Genomic DNA, 19,675 nt, shown 5'->3' with positions numbered 1-19,675 from the left:
CCACCCTGCTCACAACGCCCGCTCTGAGATCAGCACCACCCGCTGGGCTCCCGCGGCGCGCAGGGTGTTGCCGACCTGCACCAGTTCCCTGGCTGGCAGCGCCTGATCCGGCACAATTCTGACCACCGCGCGGGCCTCGGGCGACAAACCAGCGACATAGCCACCAGCATCCGCGATGGGTGCGCCCCGCAGCGTGAGCCGCCCATCCGCATGCACCACCAGCGTATCCGGGGGCTCACGCCCCTCCAGATCGGCAGTTTTTATCAGCGTCAGATCCCTGTCCAGCGGCGGCGCCAGAGTGCCTGCAATCATAAAGAAGATCAGCATCAGAAAGACGATGTTGATCAGGGCAATTGTTGGCTCTTTTGGCATCGGGATGCGCGGTTTCAACTGCATCAGCCCAGCACCACGGTCTGCAGGTTTTTCACCTGGCGCAGCGCCGCCAACAGATCGACCAACTGCTGCGCCGTGGCAGCCGCATCCGGGCTGATCAACACCAGATGGCCACGACTGTCTTGCGGCTGGCTGCGCACCAGATCCGCGATCCGCCCCAGATCAACCGGTTGCCCATTCAGCGCCAAACCATCACCGCCGAGACTGACAAACAGCCGATTGCGGTCTTCCGCCGCGCCGGTTTCTCCGGTAGCCGCGCCTGCCGCCATCAGCTCTACCTCACCGTATTTGGAAAAGGTCGAGGTCAGCATGAAAAACAGCAACAACAGGAAGATGACATCTATCAGCGATGTCATAGACAGGCGCGCACGACGGGGACCCGAGAGCTTAACCGACATAGGCCAGCACATCCGCCGCAGACTGACCGGGCGCATCTGCGCTGGTATTTTGCGGCGCAAAGACCCGGCGCAGCGCTTGATTGGCAAAGACCCTCTCGCGCTGCATCCGCGCCGTCAGCCAGCTGAGCACAAGCGAGGTCGGCATGGCCACCGCCAGCCCAGCCGCCGTGGTCAGCAGCGCCACCCAGATGCCACCCGCCAGCAAAGACGGATCCACCGAAGACCCCGCTGACTGCAATTTCTGAAAAGCTTCAATCATGCCAATCACGGTGCCAAACAGCCCCATCAAAGGCGCCAACTGCGCCACCATATCCAAGGCCCCGAGCCCGCGCTCCAGTTCGGCAAAGCGCGCTTCGGCTTCGGCATCAACCCGGGCTGACAGTTCAGGGGTCTGCGGTGCTGCCAGCGCCATGCGCAACACCGGGGCAAGGTAGGATCGGCTTTCGCCCAGCGCCATCAGCGCCGCCTTGTGGTGGCCCTGGTCCCAAGCGGCGACAGCTATTGCCAGCTGCCGGTGGCGCCCCACCCGCGCCGCTTGATATTGCCACAGCTTGTAGATCACCAGCGCTGAGGCCAGCACCGAGACACAAAGCAACAGCAAAACCACTGGGCCGCCCAAATCCAGAATCCTGGTGATGGCATCTTGGATCAGGCTCATCCCAGAAGCTCCACCTTGACGCGGCTGGTCAGGCTGAGCCCCTGACTACAGGCACCTTTGGGCAATGCGGGGGCAGAACAGGTCTGCGCCCCATTGATCAGAACCCGGCTGATATCAGCGCAGGCCTGCGGGAATTGAAACTGCCGCACACGCAGGCGCCCGGCAGGAAGATCCTGGAAATCCAACAGGGTCAGACGCGACACCTGGCCCGCGGCGTCGAACAGCACGGTTTCATATACCGCCTGTTCCACATCGCTTTTATGGCCATTGGTCACCACAAACGACAGCTTACACTGCGCATCCAGGTCTTCGGCCGCGCTCAGCTCCATCGCGATAGCAGGCGCTGCCATCTGCGCCGCCTCTTGGGCGGTGGCGACAGTGCCAAATCCTACCATAAAGCAAAACGCTAGGGTCGAAGATTTCAGAACGAGATGTCCCATTGGTATCCTCTCGGTTGGATCAGTGATCAGAAGGTTTTGGCCAGCGTCAGCTTGAAGTTCCGCCCTGCAGCGACGCGGGTCGACAGCTGAGTCTGATACTGTTTGTCAAAAACATTTTCGACGCCAAAGCGGATTTCCGTCCCCTTCAAGACCCCGTTCTGCGGCTGATAGGTGGCGCGCAGATTGTTGACCCCATAGCCACTGATCGGACCGCTGCCATTGACGGCCATTGTGCCTTCGGCTGCGACAAGTTCCCAGCTGAGATCCAGGCTTTCATTGAAGCGTTTGCCAACGGTAAGTGCCGCCGACCCCACCGGCGCAAAGATGTAGTCAGAGACGGTTCCGTCCGGGCGGCGTCGCTCTCCCTCGGAAGAGGTCCCGTTTAGATCAACATAAAAGCCGTTTTCCATCCCGTAGGAGGCTTCGATCTCGACACCACTGGTGTCGACCTCTGTCAGGACGTCACCGGCAACACGCACGTCTTCCAGGGTGGTGTCATAGTAATTGACCTTGACGGAAAAGCGATCTCCTGCCGAAAGCAGGCTCTGACGCTGGAACGAGAAACCAACCTCGTAGGTTGTACCCTGTTCCGGCACCCAGACCGAAGGACCCTTGTCCAAGCGGTCGATGATCGGAAAGACTTCGGTATAGGCGGCACCAGCAAAGAGCGCCAAGCCGCTGTCAAATTCATAGCGCGCGGACAGACCGCCCATCAGGGCGTCATTTTTGATTGTGCCATTATAAGGGTCGGTGTCACCCGGAGACACAATATCCGTGCCTTTTAAATCCTGGGTTTCATAGCGCAGCGCCGGAGTCAGCGTGAAGCGCTGGCCAAACTGGATGTCATCCACCGCAAACAGCGCAATGCGGCGATCCGTACCGCCAGGGGCCGAATGCGCATCCAGGCGTTCGCGGTTAACAAACTCCAGCCCAAGGCGCAGATCATGCGCGGCCAGGCCGGTATCAAAGTAGCTGGTGTTCTTCAGGGTCAGCTTGGTGGTTTGATAGTTGTGATCCGCATTCAGCAGATCAGATACCCGAGCATCACAGCCGGGGAAGCCCGCGCAGCTGCCGAGAAGATAGGTGCTGTCGATATCCTGTTCGGCATAGGTCAGGGTAGCGTCCAGATGGATCAGGTCATTGCCCACCGGATCAAACTGATAGCGTAGCCCAGCCATGCGGCTATCGACAATTCGGTCCACATTGCCAAAATAGAACCCGCCGCCACCAGAGGCACCCAAAGCATCATAGGGCACGTCCCTCTCGTTTGAGTGGGTCACATTGTACCAGGCGGTCAGCATGCGTTCGCGGTTGTCACCAAAGGTAAAGCGCCCCTTGGCCAGATAGGAATAATCCCGGAAATCCGTGCCTGAAACCTGGGTGCCCTCACCAGCGTCATAGGCGTCATTGTCGCGCACCGTATAGTTCAGCAGGAACTCGGCATTCTCGGTTGGCTGGAACGCCAGAATTGAGGAGGACGCCCAACCCGAACCATTGGACTGCGCTTCTAGCGTTTGGCGGAACCGGGTGCCAATTTCGCCCCCGGTGATATCCGAGGCATCCTTGGTTTCCAGTTTGACAACCCCGCCGACAACACCAGAGCCAAATTCAAAACTGCCAACAGTCCCCCGGATAACCGAAACCTCTTTGTAAAGCGCCGGGTCGGTGAACAGCTGGTTGCCAATGCGGTAAATTTCCTCGCCGCCGGTCGTTGCCCCGTCGATTGAGACCAGCACTCGCGGGCTGGTGCCATAAGTAGCATCCGCGCCAAAGCCACGGATCGAAATCCCCGAAGACTGGGGGGTCGTGCCGTTCACCAGGGTCACGCCCGGTACGGAATCCACCAACTGCGCAACTGTTGCCGCCTGGCGATCGTCAATTTCTTCCTGGTTTATTACTGTCAGGGGCACTGCGGTATCCACCTGCACCGCCCGCTTGCTCTGCCCCAGCTCAATCGTGCCAAGGAAGGTTTCATCCTGCATATCAAGTGCTAGATCGTCAGAAAGATCCTGCGCCATGGCAGCCGATCCCAACGTCAAACCCAAAATGGAAACGGTCTCCAGCAAATGCTGTGCCAGCCGAATTCTTCCCATCACATGTCCCTTTGCATCTTTGGTCTTTGAACCGATGCTTGCAGTAGGGGCTGGCGCGGTGTTTTTTGCATTTTCAGTGGAAAACCCAGTTTCCACTTGAGCCTGATAGTAAAGGTGATAAAAACAGTCAACATAAATAAACACTGTTCCAACAACAGCTGCCAGCCCTGCCTTGCGCCTAAAGACGCAGGTAAAGCCCAGAGCCAGCCCTTTCCGTAAACACGTCTACTACTGAAAGGGCCCTAGAATGGACCTCTCTTCCCCGCTTGATCCCCAGACTATTCGCCAATTGCGCCAAGACCACGACACACTGCGCGACCGCGATTTTGCTGCCCAATTCCAGATCACCGAAGCCCAGTTGGTCGCAGCCTATGTCGGGCACGGCGTGACGCCCATCGCGGCGGAAATCGACGCGATTTTTCCCCGACTCGCAGATCTGGGAGAGGTCATGGCGCTGACCCGCAATGACGCCTGCGTAATTGAAAAGATTGGCCACTATAGCGGCTATCACCCTGGCAAACATGCAGCGATGGTCCTGAACCCGGATATCGACCTGCGGCTTTTCCCACGCCATTTCATCTCTGCCTTTGCGGTTGAGCGCAGCTATGACGGCGGCGGCATCCGGCGCTCCTTGCAGTTCTTTGATGCCGCTGGGGATGCAGTGCACAAGGTGCATCTGCGCCCCGCCTCGGATCTTGCGGCCTGGGATAGCCTGCTTGCGGATCTGGCACTGAGCGATCCCAGCGACCAGCTAGAGGTCGCCCCGCGCCAAGCCCCAGAACCGGCCCGCGCCGACCCTGACAAGGCCGCACTGCTGCGGACCGGCTGGGCCAAGATGACCGACACCCACCAGTTTCGCAAACTGACAGGTGATCTCAAGATGAACCGGCTGGGCGCTTACCGGCTTGCCGGTGCGCCGCTAGCCTGCCCACTGGCCCCCAGCGCGGTGGATACAGCCCTGCAGGCCATCCAGGACACCGGCACCGAAGTGATGATCTTTGTGGGCAATCCCGGCTGCATTCAGATCCACACCGGTCCGGTAAAAAACCTGCGCCGCATGGGACCCTGGCAGAATATCCTCGACCCCGGCTTTGATCTGCACCTGCGCCTGGATTACCTGACCGAGGTCTGGGCCGTGAACAAGCCAACCAAACGCGGTGCCGCAGTTTCTCTAGAGGCCTTTGACGCCGAGGGCCGGGTCATTTTACAGATCTTTGGCCATCGCGACGAAACCGGTGATCACCGCCACGCCTGGGAAGAAATTGTCGCCGCCCTGCCCGCCCCCGACGAGGCGACATGCGCGCAAGTAGTACCGGCGGCGGAGGTCACGCAATGACCCCTGTCTTTGGCAAACTGAAATCCCCTGGCTTTGGCGCCAAATGTCAGCCCGCACTATTGGGGGCTGTCGCTGCCACCCTGCTGTTGCTATCGCCAATCGCCCGCGCCGACACCCCACAGCGGATCCTGTCTGTCGGCGGGGCTGTCACCGAAATCATCTATGCGCTGGACCAACAGGCGCGGCTGGTGGCGCGTGACAGCACCTCTACCTTTCCGCCCGAGGCTGGTGATCTTCCCAATGTCGGCTATGCCCGTGCGCTCTCTCCCGAAGGGGTGCTTTCGGTGGACCCCGACATGATCCTGGCCACGCAAAGCTCTGGCCCGCCGGAAACCATCGAAGTGCTGAAACAGGCAAATCTGCGCTATGTCGAAGTGCCCGAGGCCTATTCGGCGGCAGGGATCATCAGCAAGATTACCACCATCGCAGCAGCGCTGGACCAAAAAGAAGCCGGCTCTGCCCTGGCAGAGCAGGTTCGCGCAGATCTGCAATCGGCCCAGGATTTGGCCCGCGCAGCAGCCGGTGACCGCCGCAAGCGGGTGCTTTTCATCCTGTCGACACAAAGCGGGCGGATCACCGTGGGCGGTAAGAGAACCGGCGCGGATGGCATCATTACGATGGCAGGGGCGGTGAATGCGATCAGCGAATTTGAAGGCTACAAGCAAATGACCGACGAAGCGATTAGCGCCGCTGCGCCGGACATTATCCTGACGATGGATCGCGGCGGCGACCATGGGTTGACGCTTGACAGCATAACCAGCCTGCCAGCCCTGATGCTGACTCCGGCGGCACAAAATGGCCAACTTGTGCGCATGGATGGGCTGCGCCTGCTCGGCTTTGGCCCGCGCACTGCAACTGCAGTGAAAGATCTGTCGCAGGCCTTTTACGGAGCGGACAAGTGAGCACGCTTTCAACCGTGATAGACCCTGATGCCCTCACCGATCTGGGGGCGGTGCCGGATCGACGGCACCGGGCGCGACGCCTGACGTTGGCCTTGCTGCTTTTGCTCGCCCTGACTTGCATTTTATCTCTGACCACCGGGGCTTCGCAGGCTTCTTTATGGCGGGCGCTGGCCCATCTCTATGGCGGGCAAGATCTGGCCACCATGGACCGGATCGTGCTCCTGGATATTCGCCTGCCCCGGCTGTGCATGGGGATTCTTGTCGGCGCGGCCCTAGCGGTGTCTGGCGCGGTGATGCAGGGGCTGTTTCGCAATCCGTTGGCGGATCCTGGCATTGTCGGCGTCAGCGCTGGTGCCGGACTGGCCGCCATCTGCGCCATTGTTCTGGGGGCATTTCTGCCACTGTCGCTGCAACAAATCCTTGGCTCTGCCCTTGTGCCAGTGGCGGCCTTTCTGGGCGGGTGGGGTTCAACGCTCTTGCTGTACCGGGTGTCAACCCAAGGCGGGCAGACCTCGGTGGCGACCATGCTGCTGGCCGGGATCGCGCTTGGGGCACTGGCCGGGGCGGTCTCTGGGGTGCTGGTCTATTACAGCGATGACAACCAGCTGCGCGATCTGACCTTCTGGGGCATGGGATCCCTCGCGGGGGCCACCTGGACCAAGGTGCTGGTAGCGCTTCCCATCATTGGCCTTGCCCTGGCGGCGGCCCCTTTTCTGGCGCGCGGCCTCAACGGTATGGCCCTGGGCGAAGCCGCTGCGGGCCATATCGGCATCCCGGTGCAACGGGTGAAGAACAGCGCCATTCTGGCGGTGGCGGGGGCCACCGGCGCGGCGGTGGCGGTGTCTGGTGGCATTGGTTTCATCGGGATTGTCGTGCCGCATCTATTGCGCCTGGCCACTGGCCCGGATCACCACAGCCTGCTGCCCAATGCGGCCCTTTTGGGGGCGGCGCTCCTGCTGGCTGCGGATATGATCGCCCGGGTGGTTGTCGCCCCGGCAGAACTGCCCATTGGCATCATCACCGCCATTCTGGGCGCGCCGGTGTTCCTGTGGATCCTGCTGCGCCGCCGCGGGGAGCTGTCGATATGACACAGGTAAGCCCCCCCGCGACGGCCCAGTTACAGGCCACCGATATTACCGTCCAACTGGGACGGCGTCAGGTCCTTCGGCAGGTAAATTTCTCTGCCACCGCAGGCCGCGTCACCGCCATTGTCGGCCCCAACGGGTCTGGCAAGACCACGCTGTTGCGGGCGATGACCGGCGAAGTAGTCCACAGCGGCCAGGTCTATCTGAACGGAGCCGATACCGCCCGGCTCACCCCCTGGGAACTGGCAGCCGTGCGGGCGGTACAGCCGCAAAGCTGTACCATTTCCTTTCCCTTTACCGTGCTTGAAATCGTTCGCCTTGGCCTCAGTGCCGGCCTTAGCGCGGCGGACAGCCATGTGCCGCTACAGGCACTCGCGGCCGTTGGACTGCACGGTTTTGCCGGACGGATGTATCAGGATCTGTCGGGGGGGGAACAGCAGCGAGTGCAGCTGGCCCGCGTCATTACCCAGGTCTGGGAACCGATGGTCGATGGCACCCCGCACTGGCTGATTCTAGATGAACCTGTCGCCAGCCTCGATATTGGCCACCAGTTCACCGTGATGGATCTGACCCGCAGCTATGCGGCCCGTGGCGGCGGCGTTGTTGCGGTGATGCATGACCTCAACCTCACCGCGATGTTTGCCGATCATGTGGTGCTGATGGAGGCGGGCAAGGTCGCAGCCACGGGCACGCCGCAAGAGGTTCTGACAGATGAAACCCTGACGCGCACCTATAACTGCCCTGTCCCGGTCAATACCACCCCGCCCGGCAAGATACCCTTTCTGCTGCCACAGGCCCGCAGGGAATCGACTACGGTATCGACCTAGCGGGGGTGCTGACAAAGGTCAGGCCCCGGCTTTTCAATCGGGGCCTGACCAATGACCTATGGCCGCTTATGCCTGCGGTCCCTACGTTGGCCTGTCGCCCCTTATTCAAACCAACGCGCCCAGCCCTTTAGGTAATAGCCCACCAGCGCATGCGACTGCAGCGAATTCACCGCGACGGTCAGCTTGGCGCTTTGCCGATCGAACACCTGCGCCGCCTGCCAGACTTCGGGGGTAAGGTATTTCAACTGTTGTGCCAGTGCCGGTGGCAATGCCAAGTGGTCCGCCGCTGCCCGCGCGTGCTGACTGGCCAGGACAAACCCCCAATCGCCAAAACTGGGCAAATAGGCGTGATAAGGCCGCGTCACCAGGCCGGTGCCGGGCTGTTGCGGATTGCGGCTGGCCTGAAGCGTCGCATCGATCGACCAAAAGGCCTCACGCGCAAACAAGGGAGAGCCGGCCTGGGTAACCAGGCTGCCATAGGCGCTCAACCGCTCCACCAGGGCGCCATAGAACTGACGACTATAGAGTTTTGACAGAGCCAGGTTTTTAGGATCCGGCAGGTCGATGATGATCACGTCATAGATCGCGCTGGTGCTCTCCACATACCGCCAGGCATCGGCGTTATGGATCTCGACCCGCAGATCAGACAAGGCACCCGCATTAAGCTGCGACAAGTCAGGATGATCGCGAAACAGCGTGGTCACACGGGGGTCCAGATCCACCAGCGTTACCGCTTCGACATCGGGCCAGCGCAGCACCTCTCGGGCTGCCATGCCATCACCGCCGCCCAGAATCAGCACCCGGTTCCGCCGCTGCGCCTGCGCCATCGCCGGATGGACCAGGCTTTCGTGGTAGCGGTATTCATCCAGGCTGTCGAACTGAATTGAATAGTCCAGAAACAGCCGGGTGCGGTCGCGATAGCGGGTGACGGTAATCTGCTGGTAGGGCGTTGTTTCGCTAAGGATGATGTCATCCTCAAACAGATTGGTCTCGGTAATCGACACCAGCCGTTCGGCCTGCCACACCCCCAGCAGGGTGACGCTTAATGCAATGGCCCAAACCCCCAGCTGCAAGCGGCTTGCTTCGCTACGAAAAACCCACAGCGACAGCCCCGCCACCGCTAGGTTCAGTGCACCAAAGGCCAGGCTGCCCGCCATGAGGCCCAGATGCGGAATGACAAGCACCGGAAAGGCCAGCGAGGCCACAAGCGCGCCGATGTAATCCACGCTGAGGACGTTTTCAAACCGGAACTCTGGCGCGCCAATGCTCTTCAGCACCCGCGCAATCAACGGAATCTCCATCCCCGACAGCAGCCCGACGGTGATTAACAACCCATAGAGCGGCAGGCTCACGCTCTCCATCCAGGCAAAGGCAAAGAACACCGCAGGCGCCATAAAGCCCCCGGCGATACCCAGCAGGATCTGCGCCCAGACAAAGCCGGACATGGCGCTCTCCACATAGCGCGAAAGCCAGGCGCCCAGCCCCATGGCCGACAGGAAAATCCCGATGACATAAGAAAACTGGCGCACGGAATCGCCCAAGAGATAGCTCGACAAGGTCGCCGCGATCAGCTCGTAGATAAGGCCGGCCACAGCCACCAGAAAGGTCGCCACCAAGAGCCAGGTTTCGCGCAGGCGCAGATCTGCCTCCGCAGCACGCAGATCTGCTGGCGCGCCTGCCTCCGCTGTCTCTGCAGTCCTGGCGCGCGGATCAGGAGACAATGACAGCCGCGATGATGATCGCAATAGAGATGAACAGCATACCGATCAGCACCGCCAGAGCCATGTTCTGATCCTGCTCAATCTCTTTCATGATCGGAAAGGGCGTGATCCAGTCGATCACCTTCCAGACCAGCCCCATCAGCCCCACCCCGAGGATGGTATAGACGATGGTGCTGATCATCTCAGTCAGTTGAACTGCGGCTAGATACTCCATGAGAATCCTCTCTATTTGATACTTCCATTCAATCCACGCCCGGCGCTGACGGCGCGAATAGAGCGATCCAGATCACGGCTTTCACCGCCATGGCCCAGATAGGCGACATAGCTGGTACCGGCGATGGCACTTGCAGACAGCAAAACAAAGACCACGCGAAACACTATCATCTCAATCGTCGTCCTCTTCGGTCCAATCACTGCCCTGCCAGCGGGCCCTGTTGTGCAACATGCGGCGCAGCGCCGGATACCCGGCGACCCCGCCAAAGCCAAGCGCCAGTATCAGCAGCCAAAAGCCGCTGGAAACACCGGTGCGAATGCGCAGGCCTATCTGTGTCGTCCGATGTTGGTCGGAGGCAGCAGCATTCTGGTGGGGGGCCCATAGTCCGGTCTCTTCCAGATCCAGGGTCAGCGTATAGGTGCCAGGCGCAGGCGGAAAGAAGGCCAAGCTGGCCCGGTTGCTGCCTTCGCTCCAGCTGCCGTCTTGATCGCGACCGTTGTAATATTCAACGGTGCGACCGGATTCGAACAACAGCTCCCCTTCGGGATCTTCCAGTTCGACCGCGAGATAGCTCCAGCTATTGCGGCCGTTTCCCTCTAGGTCGATGCGGGTCAGGCGCCCCGGCTCGCTGACGTCAAACGGCACCGAGACCGGCAATTCCAGCACGCTGTGGACCTGGGGTTCTACTGCCCGCGCCCCCCCCTGCAGCGTCATAAAACCGCTCAAAACCAGGCAGATCAGCATGGCCCCCAGTCCCGCCTTCATCAAGAACCTACCGTGGGGGTTGGCCTTTCGACCCTGCAAAGGGTGCCCGCCGCTGGGCGCCACCGCATCATAGGCGGCGACAAACCCGCCGCCCAGGCTGTCTCTCTCCAGGTAGGTCGTATGATAGATCTCGCGCTCGCGGGCGGTGGTGGAAAAGGACAGCATCGCGGTTTCTGACAGTGCGGTTACCGTGGTGGTCCGCTTGCCCTGGCGCGGCGTCCAGGTGAATTCCCCCTCGGCAAAGATCACCTCGCTGGTCGAGGTGTCATAGTATTTATAGATCTCCCCTGCGACGCGCAGCTGCGGCCGGGTCTCGGCGCGGTTGACCTGTTCGGGCGACATCCAGCCCGCCGGTTTGCGGTAGCGGCGCGAAAAGGTCAGATGCCCCTCTTCCAGCGTGATCCAGGCGTAGCCATGAGTCGGGGAAAACACCTGATGATCCACCCAGCGCCAGATCCGGTCGTGCCAGACCTCTTGATGCAGCAGCAGGCCGATCACGGTGAAATCCACGTCAAAAATCTGCCCCGTAGTGCCAATCTTGAAACTGGTTTCGGGGCGTTGCAGCAGGTCGAACTTTTGCAGCGCGCGATAATTGTCCAATGTATCCAGCGCCGAACCGCAATAGGCACAGATATGGATAGTGACACGCCCACCGCCCAGCACATCCAGCCCAGCACCGCAGGCGGTACAGTTGATTGCCTTCAGATCAGGATTGAGGCTCATGCAACCGTCACCTTGACCTCAAAGGGATCAACCCAGGTGCCGATGAACCATTCATATTGGTCTCCGGTAATCTCTGCCGAGAGCACGCTGCCGGCATCGCCCTGCAGGTTGAGAAAGCGATAGCTCTCTCCCACCATCAGCGGATGGCCAAAGCTGCCCTTGACCCCGATACAGGTGCCAGTGCCATCTTCATCCACCCGAAACCCTTCGCTTTTGTAGCGCAGAATCCGCCCCAATCGCAGTTTGCCACCATAGGTGGGCCAAGCTTCAGGCGGCAGGCTGCGTTGCAGGATCAAATCGCCCTCGTCCACCGAAATCCACACGGGCTTGTCCCCGGCATCAACCGCCCAGAATTCATCCCAAGTGCCACGCCCATAGGAAAACCGAGCATGGCCCAGGATCTGATAACGCCCGGTGCCGATCTGCAGCTGATCCCCCAGCCCGCAAAGCATCGGCACCTCATGCAGCACCCCCTGTTGGCCAGCAAGACGCAGCCCCGCATCTTCCAGAAGCAGGGTGGTTTTGCAGGACTCGCAAGTGATCATCTTGACGCTTTTGATCGCCGGGTTAACCAGATCGCCGCAATTGGGACAGTGTAATTCGCTCATAGCTGCCAGTGTCATCACACGCGCCAAGAGCGCAAGCGGGAAAAACCGCTAACGCCGCTCAGAGTTGCGTCATTACCGTGGAGGGACGCGCAGCCTGCCTGCATCCTGGCTGTGCCCAGCCTGTACGCGGCCTGTACGCTCTAAGGTGTCTTTGAAACCCGGCGGCCTTGGGCAAGACCTTATTAAACCGCAACAATTTTAACAGGCACGCCCAGTTTTTGAGCAATCCTACCACCTGCGTCGCATGCATGGCGGCTATACCACCGCGACGGCTGGTCCTACCGCCTGTTGCGGCCTATGTCCTGAGCATGGGAGATGTTTATATTCAGGAGTGACCTGCAATGGCACATGCCGCCCACTACACTGCACCAACCGCCCTTGGCGTTCTAAGCCTGCTGGCAAAACCCTTTATCGCCCTGGGCAATGGCCTGGTTGCCATCGGAGAGGCAAACACCCGTTATCAGACCCTGAACAAGCTGATGGAGCTGAGCGACGCAGAGCTGGCCAAACGCGGCTTGAAACGGGACGAGCTGGTGCATCAGGTCTATTCCGACAGCTACTACCTGTAAGCGCCGCCGCTGCGGCCCTACATCCGAGCAGAGAAGTTTCGACCCTCGCAGCGCCTAGTGCCTGCGCGGGTGGATGGCAAAAACCGGGCAGGCATCCTCGCAGACACTAGGCGCTAACTGCGCTAATCGCCGCCTTCTTGCGGCACTGCTGGCCCAGCCTGCATCAACTTTTGCGAAACGCAGATCAAATGGTCGCGCATCGCCTCTGTCGCGGCCTCGGCCTCTCCATTCAAGATCGCCTTTGCCAGCCTTTGGTGTTGCTGCCCCAAGACTTTGGTGACCTGCGCAGAATGGGTCTCGGCCCGTGCCCGGGTCCAGATCGCCTGTTGGCGCACGGATCGAATCGACTCGTAGACCGTTAGAAACAGAGGGTTTTGCGCCATCTCTGCAATCTTGTAGTGAAAGATGTCATCTGCGACCTCATAGCTTTGCTGATCTGGCGCATCCAACGTGGCCTGGGTGACCTCGGCAAACACCGCGCGGGCCTTGTCATTGGCGCGCAGGGCCGCCAGCCCGGCCAGGGCAGGTTCGATCTCGAGGCGCACCTCCATCACATCCTGCGGGCGCAGCCGCCGTGCCAGCCGATGCAAAGCCGCCGCATCGGTCGCAGGAGGGGGCTGCACAAAGGTGCCCTGCCCACGGCGACGGAACAGCGCGCCCTCACCTTCCAGCTGATCCAGCGCCTGACGCAGCCTGGCCCGGCTGACGCCAAAATACTGTGCCATTTCGCGCTCGGGCGGCAGGCGGTCGCCGCGCTGTAACTCTCCGGCGGCGATTTCCCGGCGCAACCACGCAACCAGCGCCGCCTCTGCAGCTTTCAAGACCGGCTCGGGCATCGTGCTCACCCGCCCAGCAGGTCGCTGAACATCCGGGCCGATGTCAGCATCAGGAACAGCCCAAAAACCAGCCGCAGCGCCCGTCGCGGGATGTTATGGGCCAAGCTCACTCCGACACGGGCAAAGACCGTGCTCAAGGGAATGATGGCCGCAGCACAAAGCAGATTCACATAGCCAAGCGAAAATGGCGGCAATCCTTCGGCAGCAAACCCGGTGCCCATGTAGATCAGCGCCCCCGGCAACCCAATCACAAAGCCAATCGCCGCAGAGGTGCCCACCGCCTTCCGGATATCATAGCCCAGAAAGTTGAGCAGAGGCACGCAGACCGTGCCGCCACCGATGCCCATCATCGCAGAGACCGCCCCGGCAAAGACGCCAAATCCCGCCCAGACAAGCCTGGAAAAACCACGCGGGGTAGCACTGTCGGCACCAGTACGCAGGATCATGTCCAGCGCCACAATCGCAGCCACGCTGGCAAAGACCCCGATCAGCACCTTTCCGGATACCACGCCGCCCAGAATACCGCCAATCACCACCCCGATCAGGATCGACGGCGCCCAGAGCTTGAGCAGCCCCATATCAATGGCACCTTTGCGATAATGGCCATAGCCGGACGACAAAGAGGTAAAAACAATCGTCGCAAGCGAGGTGCCCACCGCCACCTGCATGGTCAGGGCGCTTTCCATCCCGGTCAGCGTCAGCGCCAGATAGAGCGCAGGCACAATGACGATGCCGCCCCCCACGCCAAGCAACCCAGCCAGCACTCCGCCCACGATCCCAGATCCGGCGGCCACAGCTGCCAGGGTCACCAGAGTTTCGGTTTCAAACATCCACGTGCTTCCTTCTTGTCGCAGCGCAGCGCCCGAGGGCACCGCAAGAGACAAGCCCCCTAGCGCCACCGCTCTAACAGCGCACTGTCAAACAGTTAAACCAATGCCAGATTGGTTCAAAGGCACTAAAAAGTCACGGCAAGTCAAGCAGTCAATCCACGACGATACAGGTTACCCCTTGGCGAGATCACCGCCATCATCCAGGCCAAACACGGTCGCCCCCTGATCGGCAGAGGTCACCGAACGGCGGAATACGCCAAACATTTCACGCCCAGTACCCTGTTGATAGGCGCTCAGATCAGCTGTTGCACTGTCGCGCTCCAACACTTCCGGAGTGCAGATCTCCAGCGTACCTCTGGTGGCATCAAGCCGGATCAGATCACCATCGCGAATTTTGGCAATCGGGCCACCGTCCAGGGCTTCGGGAACCACATGGATGGCCGAGGGCACCTTGCCAGAGGCACCCGACATGCGCCCATCCGTCACCAGGGCAACCCGATGCCCCTGCCCCTGAAGGATACCCAGCATCGGCGTCAGACTATGCAATTCGGGCATACCATTGGCCTTGGGGCCCTGAAAGCGCACCACAACGATGACATCGCCGGTGAATTCCCCAGCCTTAAAGGCCGCCTTGGCGTCCTCTTGATCGTGAAAGACCCGCGCCGGTGCTTCGATCACGTGGTGTTTTTCATCCACCGCCGAAACCTTGATAACCGCCGTGCCCAGAGACCCGGTCAGCCGTTTCAACCCGCCCGTTGCCTGAAACGGCGCGCTGGCCGGGCGGACAATGGCCGCGTTCAGCGTCTCTTGCGGTGTGGGGCGGAAGGTCAGCCCATCCTCGTCCGACAGAAAAGGTTCCTGTGCGTAGGTCTCAAGGCCAGCGCCCGCGATGGTTTTGGTATCAGCGTGAAGAAAGCCCGCGTTGAGCAGCTCCTTAATCATGAAGCCCAAGCCGCCAGCCGCATGGAAATGATTTACATCCGCCAGCCCGTTTGGATAGACACGCGCCAGCAGTGGCACCACGTCGGACAGATCCGAGAAATCCTGCCAATCCAGAATGATACCCCCCGCTCGCGCCATGGCAATCAGGTGGATCAACAGATTGGTAGAGCCCCCGGTCGCCATCAGGCCCGTGATGCCATTGGCATAAGTCTTTTCATCCAGGATCTGGCAGACCGGCGTATAGTTGTTGCCCAGCGCGCTCAGCGATAGCGCCCGTTTGGCCCCCTCAACGGTCAAGGCCTCGCGCAGAGGGGTGCCCGGATTGACAAAGCTGGAGCCCGGCAGATGCAGCCCCATGAACTCCATCAGCATCTGATTGGAATTGGCAGTGCCGTAAAAGGTGCAGGTGCCGGGGCCGTGATAGGCAGCCATTTCGGCCTGCAACAACGTGGCACGGTCAACCTCGCCCGAGGCGTATTTCTGGCGGATCTGCGCCTTTTCATCATTGGCAAGACCACTGGTCATCGGCCCGGCAGGCAGGAAAACCGCAGGCAAATGGCCAAAGGCCTGGGCACCGATCACCAGCCCCGGCACGATCTTGTCACAGACGCCAAGATAGACCGCCGCATCAAAGACATTGTGGCTGAGCGCGATGCCCGTTGCCATGGCAATGGTATCGCGGGAAAACAGGCTCAGCTCCATGCCTGCCTCGCCCTGGGTGACGCCATCACACATGGCCGGCACCCCACCCGCCACCTGCGCCGTGCCCCCGGCGGCGCGCAGTGCGTCGCGGATCAGGGCTGGATAGCTCTCGAACGGCTGATGCGCCGAAAGCATATCGTTATAGGCGGTGACAATCCCCAGATGCCCGCTGCTGGCCTGCGCCAGACTGGCCTGATCCGCCCCCGCCGCAGCATAGGCATGCGCCTGGCCAGAGCAGCTCAGATGGGCCCGCGCCGGGCCCTTACCAGCGGCAGCGGACATCCGGTCCAGATAGGCACGGCGGGTTGGCGCAGAGCGGGCAATGATCCGGTCGGTGACCTCGGCGAGTGTTTTATTTAAACGCATATGAGAGACCTTTCGGGTGTCTGACAGGGGGCATTAAAGCAGGCATTAACAGCGTCATATCATCTGGAGCACCAGCAATATCAGGAACCGATACCGCGCCAGCGACGGTTGTCGCGGTGCATCAGCAACAGGGAATCATCCGGCCCAGAGCTGCCCGGATCATAGAGCTGCGGCTTCGCGCCGGACTGGCTCCAGTCGGCAATGATCGGATCAGCCCAGGCCCAGGCGGCCTCTACCTCGTCGCCGCGCATGAACAGGGTCTGATTGCCCCGGACCACATCCATGATCAGCCTCTCATAGGCATCCTGTGGACGGCCTGCTTCTGGCAGGGAATCCGCAAAGGTCATATCCAAATTGGCCACGGTTAGGCGCATGCCCCCAGGCCCCGGATCCTTGATTGTGGTCCGCAGGGTGATGCCTTCGTCCGGTTGCAGCCGGATCACCAGAACATTGCCATGCACCCCGGCAGCACCTTCAAAAATGTTATGCGGCGGATCACGGAAGTAGACCGCGATTTCGCTTTCACGGGCACGCAGGCATTTTCCCGTACGCAGATAAAACGGCGTGCCCGCCCAGCGCCAATTGGCCACATGTACCTTCAGCGCAATAAAGCTCTCTGTTGTGCTATCGGCATTGCCTGCGTGGTCATGATAGCTGTCCGCCTCGGCGGTGGCGGCATTGCTACGATACTGGCCCCGCGCCAGATCATTCTCAGACACCGGCTCCAGCGACTCTATCACCTTTACCTTTTCATCACGAACCGCGTTGGGGGTAAAGCGCGAAGGTGGTTCCATCGCGGTGAGACACAAGAGCTGCATCAGGTGGTTTTGCACCATATCCCGCATGGCACCAGAGCGGTCATAATACTCCCCTCGCCCGGCAACGCCAATACGTTCGGCAACGGTGATCTGCACATGGTCGACATGGGTAGAATTCCACAGCGGTTCAAACAGCGAATTGGCAAAGCGCAGCGCCATCAGGTTCTGCACCGTTTCCTTGCCCAGATAGTGATCAATCCGGTAGATCTGGCTCTCGCTGAAATGCTGGCTCAGCGCGGCATTCAGCGCCTGTGCCGAGACCAGATCATGGCCAAAGGGTTTTTCAAGCACAATCCGGCTTTCGGGGGTGGCGATTCCGTTACTGTTCAGCCGACTGGCGATTTCGGGAAACAGGCTGGGCCCCACCGAGAGGTAGAACACCCGGATAACATCGGCGCGCAGATGGGTCTTCAGCTCCTGCCAGCCGGTATCGCCCTTGGCATCCACCGGCACATAATCCAGCAGATCAACAAAAGCCGCGATATCGTCCTCTCCGGTTTCACCCTCTTGGCCAAATTCGCGGATTGCAGCGGCAACAAAATCCTGAAATCCGGCGCGATCCAGTTTGCTGCGCGAGGTGCCAATGATGCGGCTCTTGGGGCAGAACTGGGCGATCTGAAACCGATGGAACAGACTGGGAAGGATCTTGCGCCGGGCCAAATCGCCAGTGGCGCCGAACAGCACCAGATCAAAGGGGTCAACGGGGATAACGCGAGAAACCATGTCGATATCAGATCCAGAAAGAAGCAGCGCCGCAGCGGGCGCGTCAGATTGCGGGTTTAGGCACAGAGAGCTTGGCCACAAGCCCAAGGGTAGAGCTGTCTTTGCTGGGGTCTTTGCCGCCCTGAACAAGAGGCAGCAGACTCTCAGCGAGTTCCTTGCCCAGTTCCACCCCCCATTGATCAAAGGAGTTGATGCCCCAGATGGCGCCCTCGGTGAACACCCGGTGTTCATACAGAGCAATGATCTGCCCCAGCACAAAGGGGGTTAGCCGCGGATAGGCCAGTGTAACCGAAGGGCGGTTGCCCGGGAAGGTCAGATGCGCGGTCATGCGCTCCAGATCGGTGCCAGTATGGCCACGGCTTTCGGCCAGCGCGCGCGCCTGCTCGGGCAACCGCCCGGCCATCAGTGCCTTTGATTGCGCCAGGCAATTGGCCTTCAGCAGGTCATGCTGATGCGACAGCTCTGGCTCATGGCCGGTTGCTGCAATCAAGAATTCAGTCGGCACCACATGGGTGCCCTGATGCAACAGTTGATAAAAGGCATGCTGGCCATTGGTGCCGGGTTCGCCCCAGACAATGGGACCAGAGGCCCGGCTAACCTTTGCGCCCTCCAGCGTGACGCCCTTGCCGTTACTTTCCATATCCAACTGTTGCAGATAGGCCGGCAGACGGGCCAGACGTTGATCATAGGGCAAAATCGCCCGAGTGGCGTAGCCGCAGATATTGCTGTGCCAGATGCCAATCAGCCCCAACAGAACCGGCAGGTTCTGACGCAGATCCGCAGTTTGGAAATGACAGTCCATCGCCGCCGCACCGCTCAGCATGGCACGAAAGTTATCCCGCCCGACCGCCAGCAGCACCGGCAGGCCCACGGGCCCCCAAAGCGAATACCGCCCCCCGACCCAATCCGCGAAACCAAAGACCCGCTCTGGCGGGATGCCAAACGCGGCCGTCCTGTCCTGCGCGCTTGAAACAGCCACAAGATGCTGGCTGGCTTGCTCTCCCAGGGTGCCGCGCAGCCAGGTAATCGCCGTTGCCGCATTGGTCATGGTTTCGATGGTGCCAAAGGATTTGGAGGCAATGATAATCAGCGTGGTCTGCGGATCCAGCCCCTTCAGGCAGTCGGTAATGTCTGCCCCATCCACGTTGGAAACATAATGGCAGCGCGGCCCATCATGATAGGGTGCCAGTGCCAGCGTGGCCATCACCGGCCCCAGATCAGAACCACCAATGCCAATGTTCACAACATCGGTAAAGCGTGCACCGGTTGCGCTCTTGTGGGCACCACTGCGCACCGCACCGGCAAACCCTTCCATCCGCTCTAACGTGTGGCGAACGCCAGGCATCACGTCCTCGCCATCGACTTCAACCACTGCACCGCCCGGCGCGCGCAGGGCCGTATGCAGGGCCGGCCGCTTTTCGGTCACATTGATCGCATCACCCCGAAACATCTCGGCGATGCGGTCAGCAAGCCCGGCCTGCTCTGCCAGTTCTATCAGTCCGGCAAGCGCAGTCTCATCCAGCGCGGTCTTGGAATAGTCCAGCAACATACCGTCCGCTTCGGCGGAAAACGCCTGAAACCGCTGCGGGTCATCTTGAAAAAGCTTTGAGATCGCAATCTCAGAGGTGCGCCGACGATGATCCGTCAACCCTGCCCAATATTTGTCCATTTCAAAAACCCTTACCAAAGCCAGTTGGCCGAATCATGCCTTTCGCTCTTATGCAAT

At 60.4% G+C, this 19,675-nt stretch carries 20 protein-coding genes; 5 read left to right on the top strand and 15 right to left on the bottom strand.

Annotated elements, in window-relative coordinates:
* Positions 1-9: 9 nt before the first annotated feature.
* The 5 genes from LRK71_RS14990 to LRK71_RS14970 are packed head-to-tail and all read right to left on the bottom strand — an operon-like array spanning position 10 to position 3,982.
* A complete protein-coding gene (locus tag LRK71_RS14990; protein WP_232404634.1) occupies positions 10-396 on the bottom strand; it encodes an ExbD/TolR family protein in 387 nt (128 codons plus the stop codon).
* Positions 396-791, bottom strand: a complete 396-nt coding sequence (locus LRK71_RS14985) for an ExbD/TolR family protein (protein ID WP_269751768.1) — start codon at positions 789-791, stop codon at positions 396-398. The genes LRK71_RS14990 and LRK71_RS14985 overlap by 1 nt, the downstream gene beginning before the upstream one ends.
* Positions 781-1,449, bottom strand: a complete 669-nt coding sequence (locus tag LRK71_RS14980) for a MotA/TolQ/ExbB proton channel family protein (RefSeq protein ID WP_232404632.1) — start codon at positions 1,447-1,449, stop codon at positions 781-783. The genes LRK71_RS14985 and LRK71_RS14980 overlap by 11 nt, the downstream gene beginning before the upstream one ends.
* Entirely contained in the window at positions 1,446-1,889 is a 444-nt protein-coding gene (locus tag LRK71_RS14975) for a hypothetical protein (protein ID WP_232404631.1), read from the bottom strand. The genes LRK71_RS14980 and LRK71_RS14975 overlap by 4 nt, the downstream gene beginning before the upstream one ends.
* A gap of 26 nt (positions 1,890-1,915) precedes the next feature.
* Entirely contained in the window at positions 1,916-3,982 is a 2,067-nt protein-coding gene (locus LRK71_RS14970; RefSeq protein ID WP_232404630.1) for a TonB-dependent receptor domain-containing protein, read from the bottom strand.
* A 247-nt stretch (positions 3,983-4,229) separates the two neighbouring features.
* Here LRK71_RS14970 and LRK71_RS14965 point away from each other — a divergent pair, with 247 nt between their 5' ends.
* The 4 genes from LRK71_RS14965 to LRK71_RS14950 are packed head-to-tail and all read left to right on the top strand — an operon-like array spanning position 4,230 to position 8,132.
* On the top strand, positions 4,230-5,318 hold the full coding sequence (locus LRK71_RS14965; protein ID WP_232404629.1) for a hemin-degrading factor: 1,089 nt from the start codon (positions 4,230-4,232) through the stop codon (positions 5,316-5,318).
* A complete protein-coding gene (locus LRK71_RS14960) occupies positions 5,315-6,220 on the top strand; it encodes a heme/hemin ABC transporter substrate-binding protein (RefSeq protein ID WP_232404628.1) in 906 nt (301 codons plus the stop codon). Before LRK71_RS14965 ends, LRK71_RS14960 begins: the two co-directional genes overlap by 4 nt.
* Positions 6,217-7,308 (top strand): FecCD family ABC transporter permease, encoded by a 1,092-nt coding sequence (locus tag LRK71_RS14955; RefSeq protein ID WP_232404627.1) that lies wholly within the window; start codon positions 6,217-6,219, stop codon positions 7,306-7,308. The genes LRK71_RS14960 and LRK71_RS14955 overlap by 4 nt, the downstream gene beginning before the upstream one ends.
* Positions 7,305-8,132, top strand: a complete 828-nt coding sequence (locus LRK71_RS14950; RefSeq protein WP_232404626.1) for a heme ABC transporter ATP-binding protein — start codon at positions 7,305-7,307, stop codon at positions 8,130-8,132. The genes LRK71_RS14955 and LRK71_RS14950 overlap by 4 nt, the downstream gene beginning before the upstream one ends.
* Positions 8,133-8,233: 101 nt before the next feature.
* Here the strand turns inward: LRK71_RS14950 and LRK71_RS14945 are convergent, their stop codons facing one another.
* From LRK71_RS14945 to LRK71_RS14925, 5 genes are read right to left on the bottom strand one after another with little or no spacing between them, the layout of a single operon-like run.
* The gene (locus LRK71_RS14945; protein WP_408636016.1) at positions 8,234-9,793 is read right to left on the bottom strand and encodes a polyamine aminopropyltransferase; all 1,560 of its coding nucleotides are present in this window, start codon (positions 9,791-9,793) and stop codon (positions 8,234-8,236) included.
* A 49-nt stretch (positions 9,794-9,842) separates the two neighbouring features.
* Complete coding sequence (locus tag LRK71_RS14940; RefSeq protein ID WP_232404625.1) at positions 9,843-10,067, bottom strand: DUF350 domain-containing protein; 225 nt, start codon at positions 10,065-10,067, stop codon at positions 9,843-9,845.
* 11 nt (positions 10,068-10,078) lie between these two features.
* Entirely contained in the window at positions 10,079-10,237 is a 159-nt protein-coding gene (locus LRK71_RS14935; RefSeq protein WP_232404624.1) for a hypothetical protein, read from the bottom strand.
* A 1-nt stretch (position 10,238) separates the two neighbouring features.
* The gene (locus tag LRK71_RS14930; protein WP_232404623.1) at positions 10,239-11,555 is read right to left on the bottom strand and encodes a DUF4178 domain-containing protein; all 1,317 of its coding nucleotides are present in this window, start codon (positions 11,553-11,555) and stop codon (positions 10,239-10,241) included.
* On the bottom strand, positions 11,552-12,178 hold the full coding sequence (locus LRK71_RS14925; protein ID WP_232404622.1) for a DUF4178 domain-containing protein: 627 nt from the start codon (positions 12,176-12,178) through the stop codon (positions 11,552-11,554). The genes LRK71_RS14930 and LRK71_RS14925 overlap by 4 nt, the downstream gene beginning before the upstream one ends.
* 326 nt (positions 12,179-12,504) lie before the next feature.
* Between LRK71_RS14925 and LRK71_RS14920 the strand changes: the two genes are divergently transcribed.
* Entirely contained in the window at positions 12,505-12,732 is a 228-nt protein-coding gene (locus LRK71_RS14920) for a hypothetical protein (protein ID WP_232404621.1), read from the top strand.
* Between the two features lie 122 nt (positions 12,733-12,854).
* On the opposite strand, the gene LRK71_RS14915 is transcribed toward LRK71_RS14920, so the two are convergent.
* The 5 genes from LRK71_RS14915 to pgi form a co-directional block, all read right to left on the bottom strand.
* Positions 12,855-13,568 carry a FadR/GntR family transcriptional regulator gene (locus tag LRK71_RS14915; RefSeq protein ID WP_232404620.1) on the bottom strand — a complete coding sequence of 238 codons (714 nt, stop codon included), beginning with the start codon at positions 13,566-13,568 and terminating at the stop codon, positions 12,855-12,857.
* A 5-nt stretch (positions 13,569-13,573) separates the two neighbouring features.
* Entirely contained in the window at positions 13,574-14,398 is an 825-nt protein-coding gene (locus LRK71_RS14910) for a sulfite exporter TauE/SafE family protein (protein WP_232404619.1), read from the bottom strand.
* A 171-nt stretch (positions 14,399-14,569) separates the two neighbouring features.
* Positions 14,570-16,408, bottom strand: coding sequence for a phosphogluconate dehydratase (gene edd, locus LRK71_RS14905; protein ID WP_232404618.1), 1,839 nt, complete (start codon positions 16,406-16,408; stop codon positions 14,570-14,572).
* An 80-nt stretch (positions 16,409-16,488) separates the two neighbouring features.
* Positions 16,489-17,949 (bottom strand): glucose-6-phosphate dehydrogenase, encoded by a 1,461-nt coding sequence (zwf, locus tag LRK71_RS14900; protein ID WP_232404617.1) that lies wholly within the window; start codon positions 17,947-17,949, stop codon positions 16,489-16,491.
* 43 nt (positions 17,950-17,992) lie between these two features.
* Positions 17,993-19,618: a glucose-6-phosphate isomerase gene (pgi, locus tag LRK71_RS14895; protein WP_232404616.1), complete on the bottom strand. Its 1,626-nt coding sequence runs from the start codon at positions 19,616-19,618 to the stop codon at positions 17,993-17,995.
* Between the last annotated feature and the right edge of the window lie 57 nt (positions 19,619-19,675).

Origin of the sequence: Pseudophaeobacter flagellatus, from assembly GCF_021228235.1 — a bacterium.
Classification (GTDB): domain Bacteria; phylum Pseudomonadota; class Alphaproteobacteria; order Rhodobacterales; family Rhodobacteraceae; genus Pseudophaeobacter; species Pseudophaeobacter flagellatus.
This window is presented reverse-complemented; position numbering and strand designations above follow the sequence as displayed.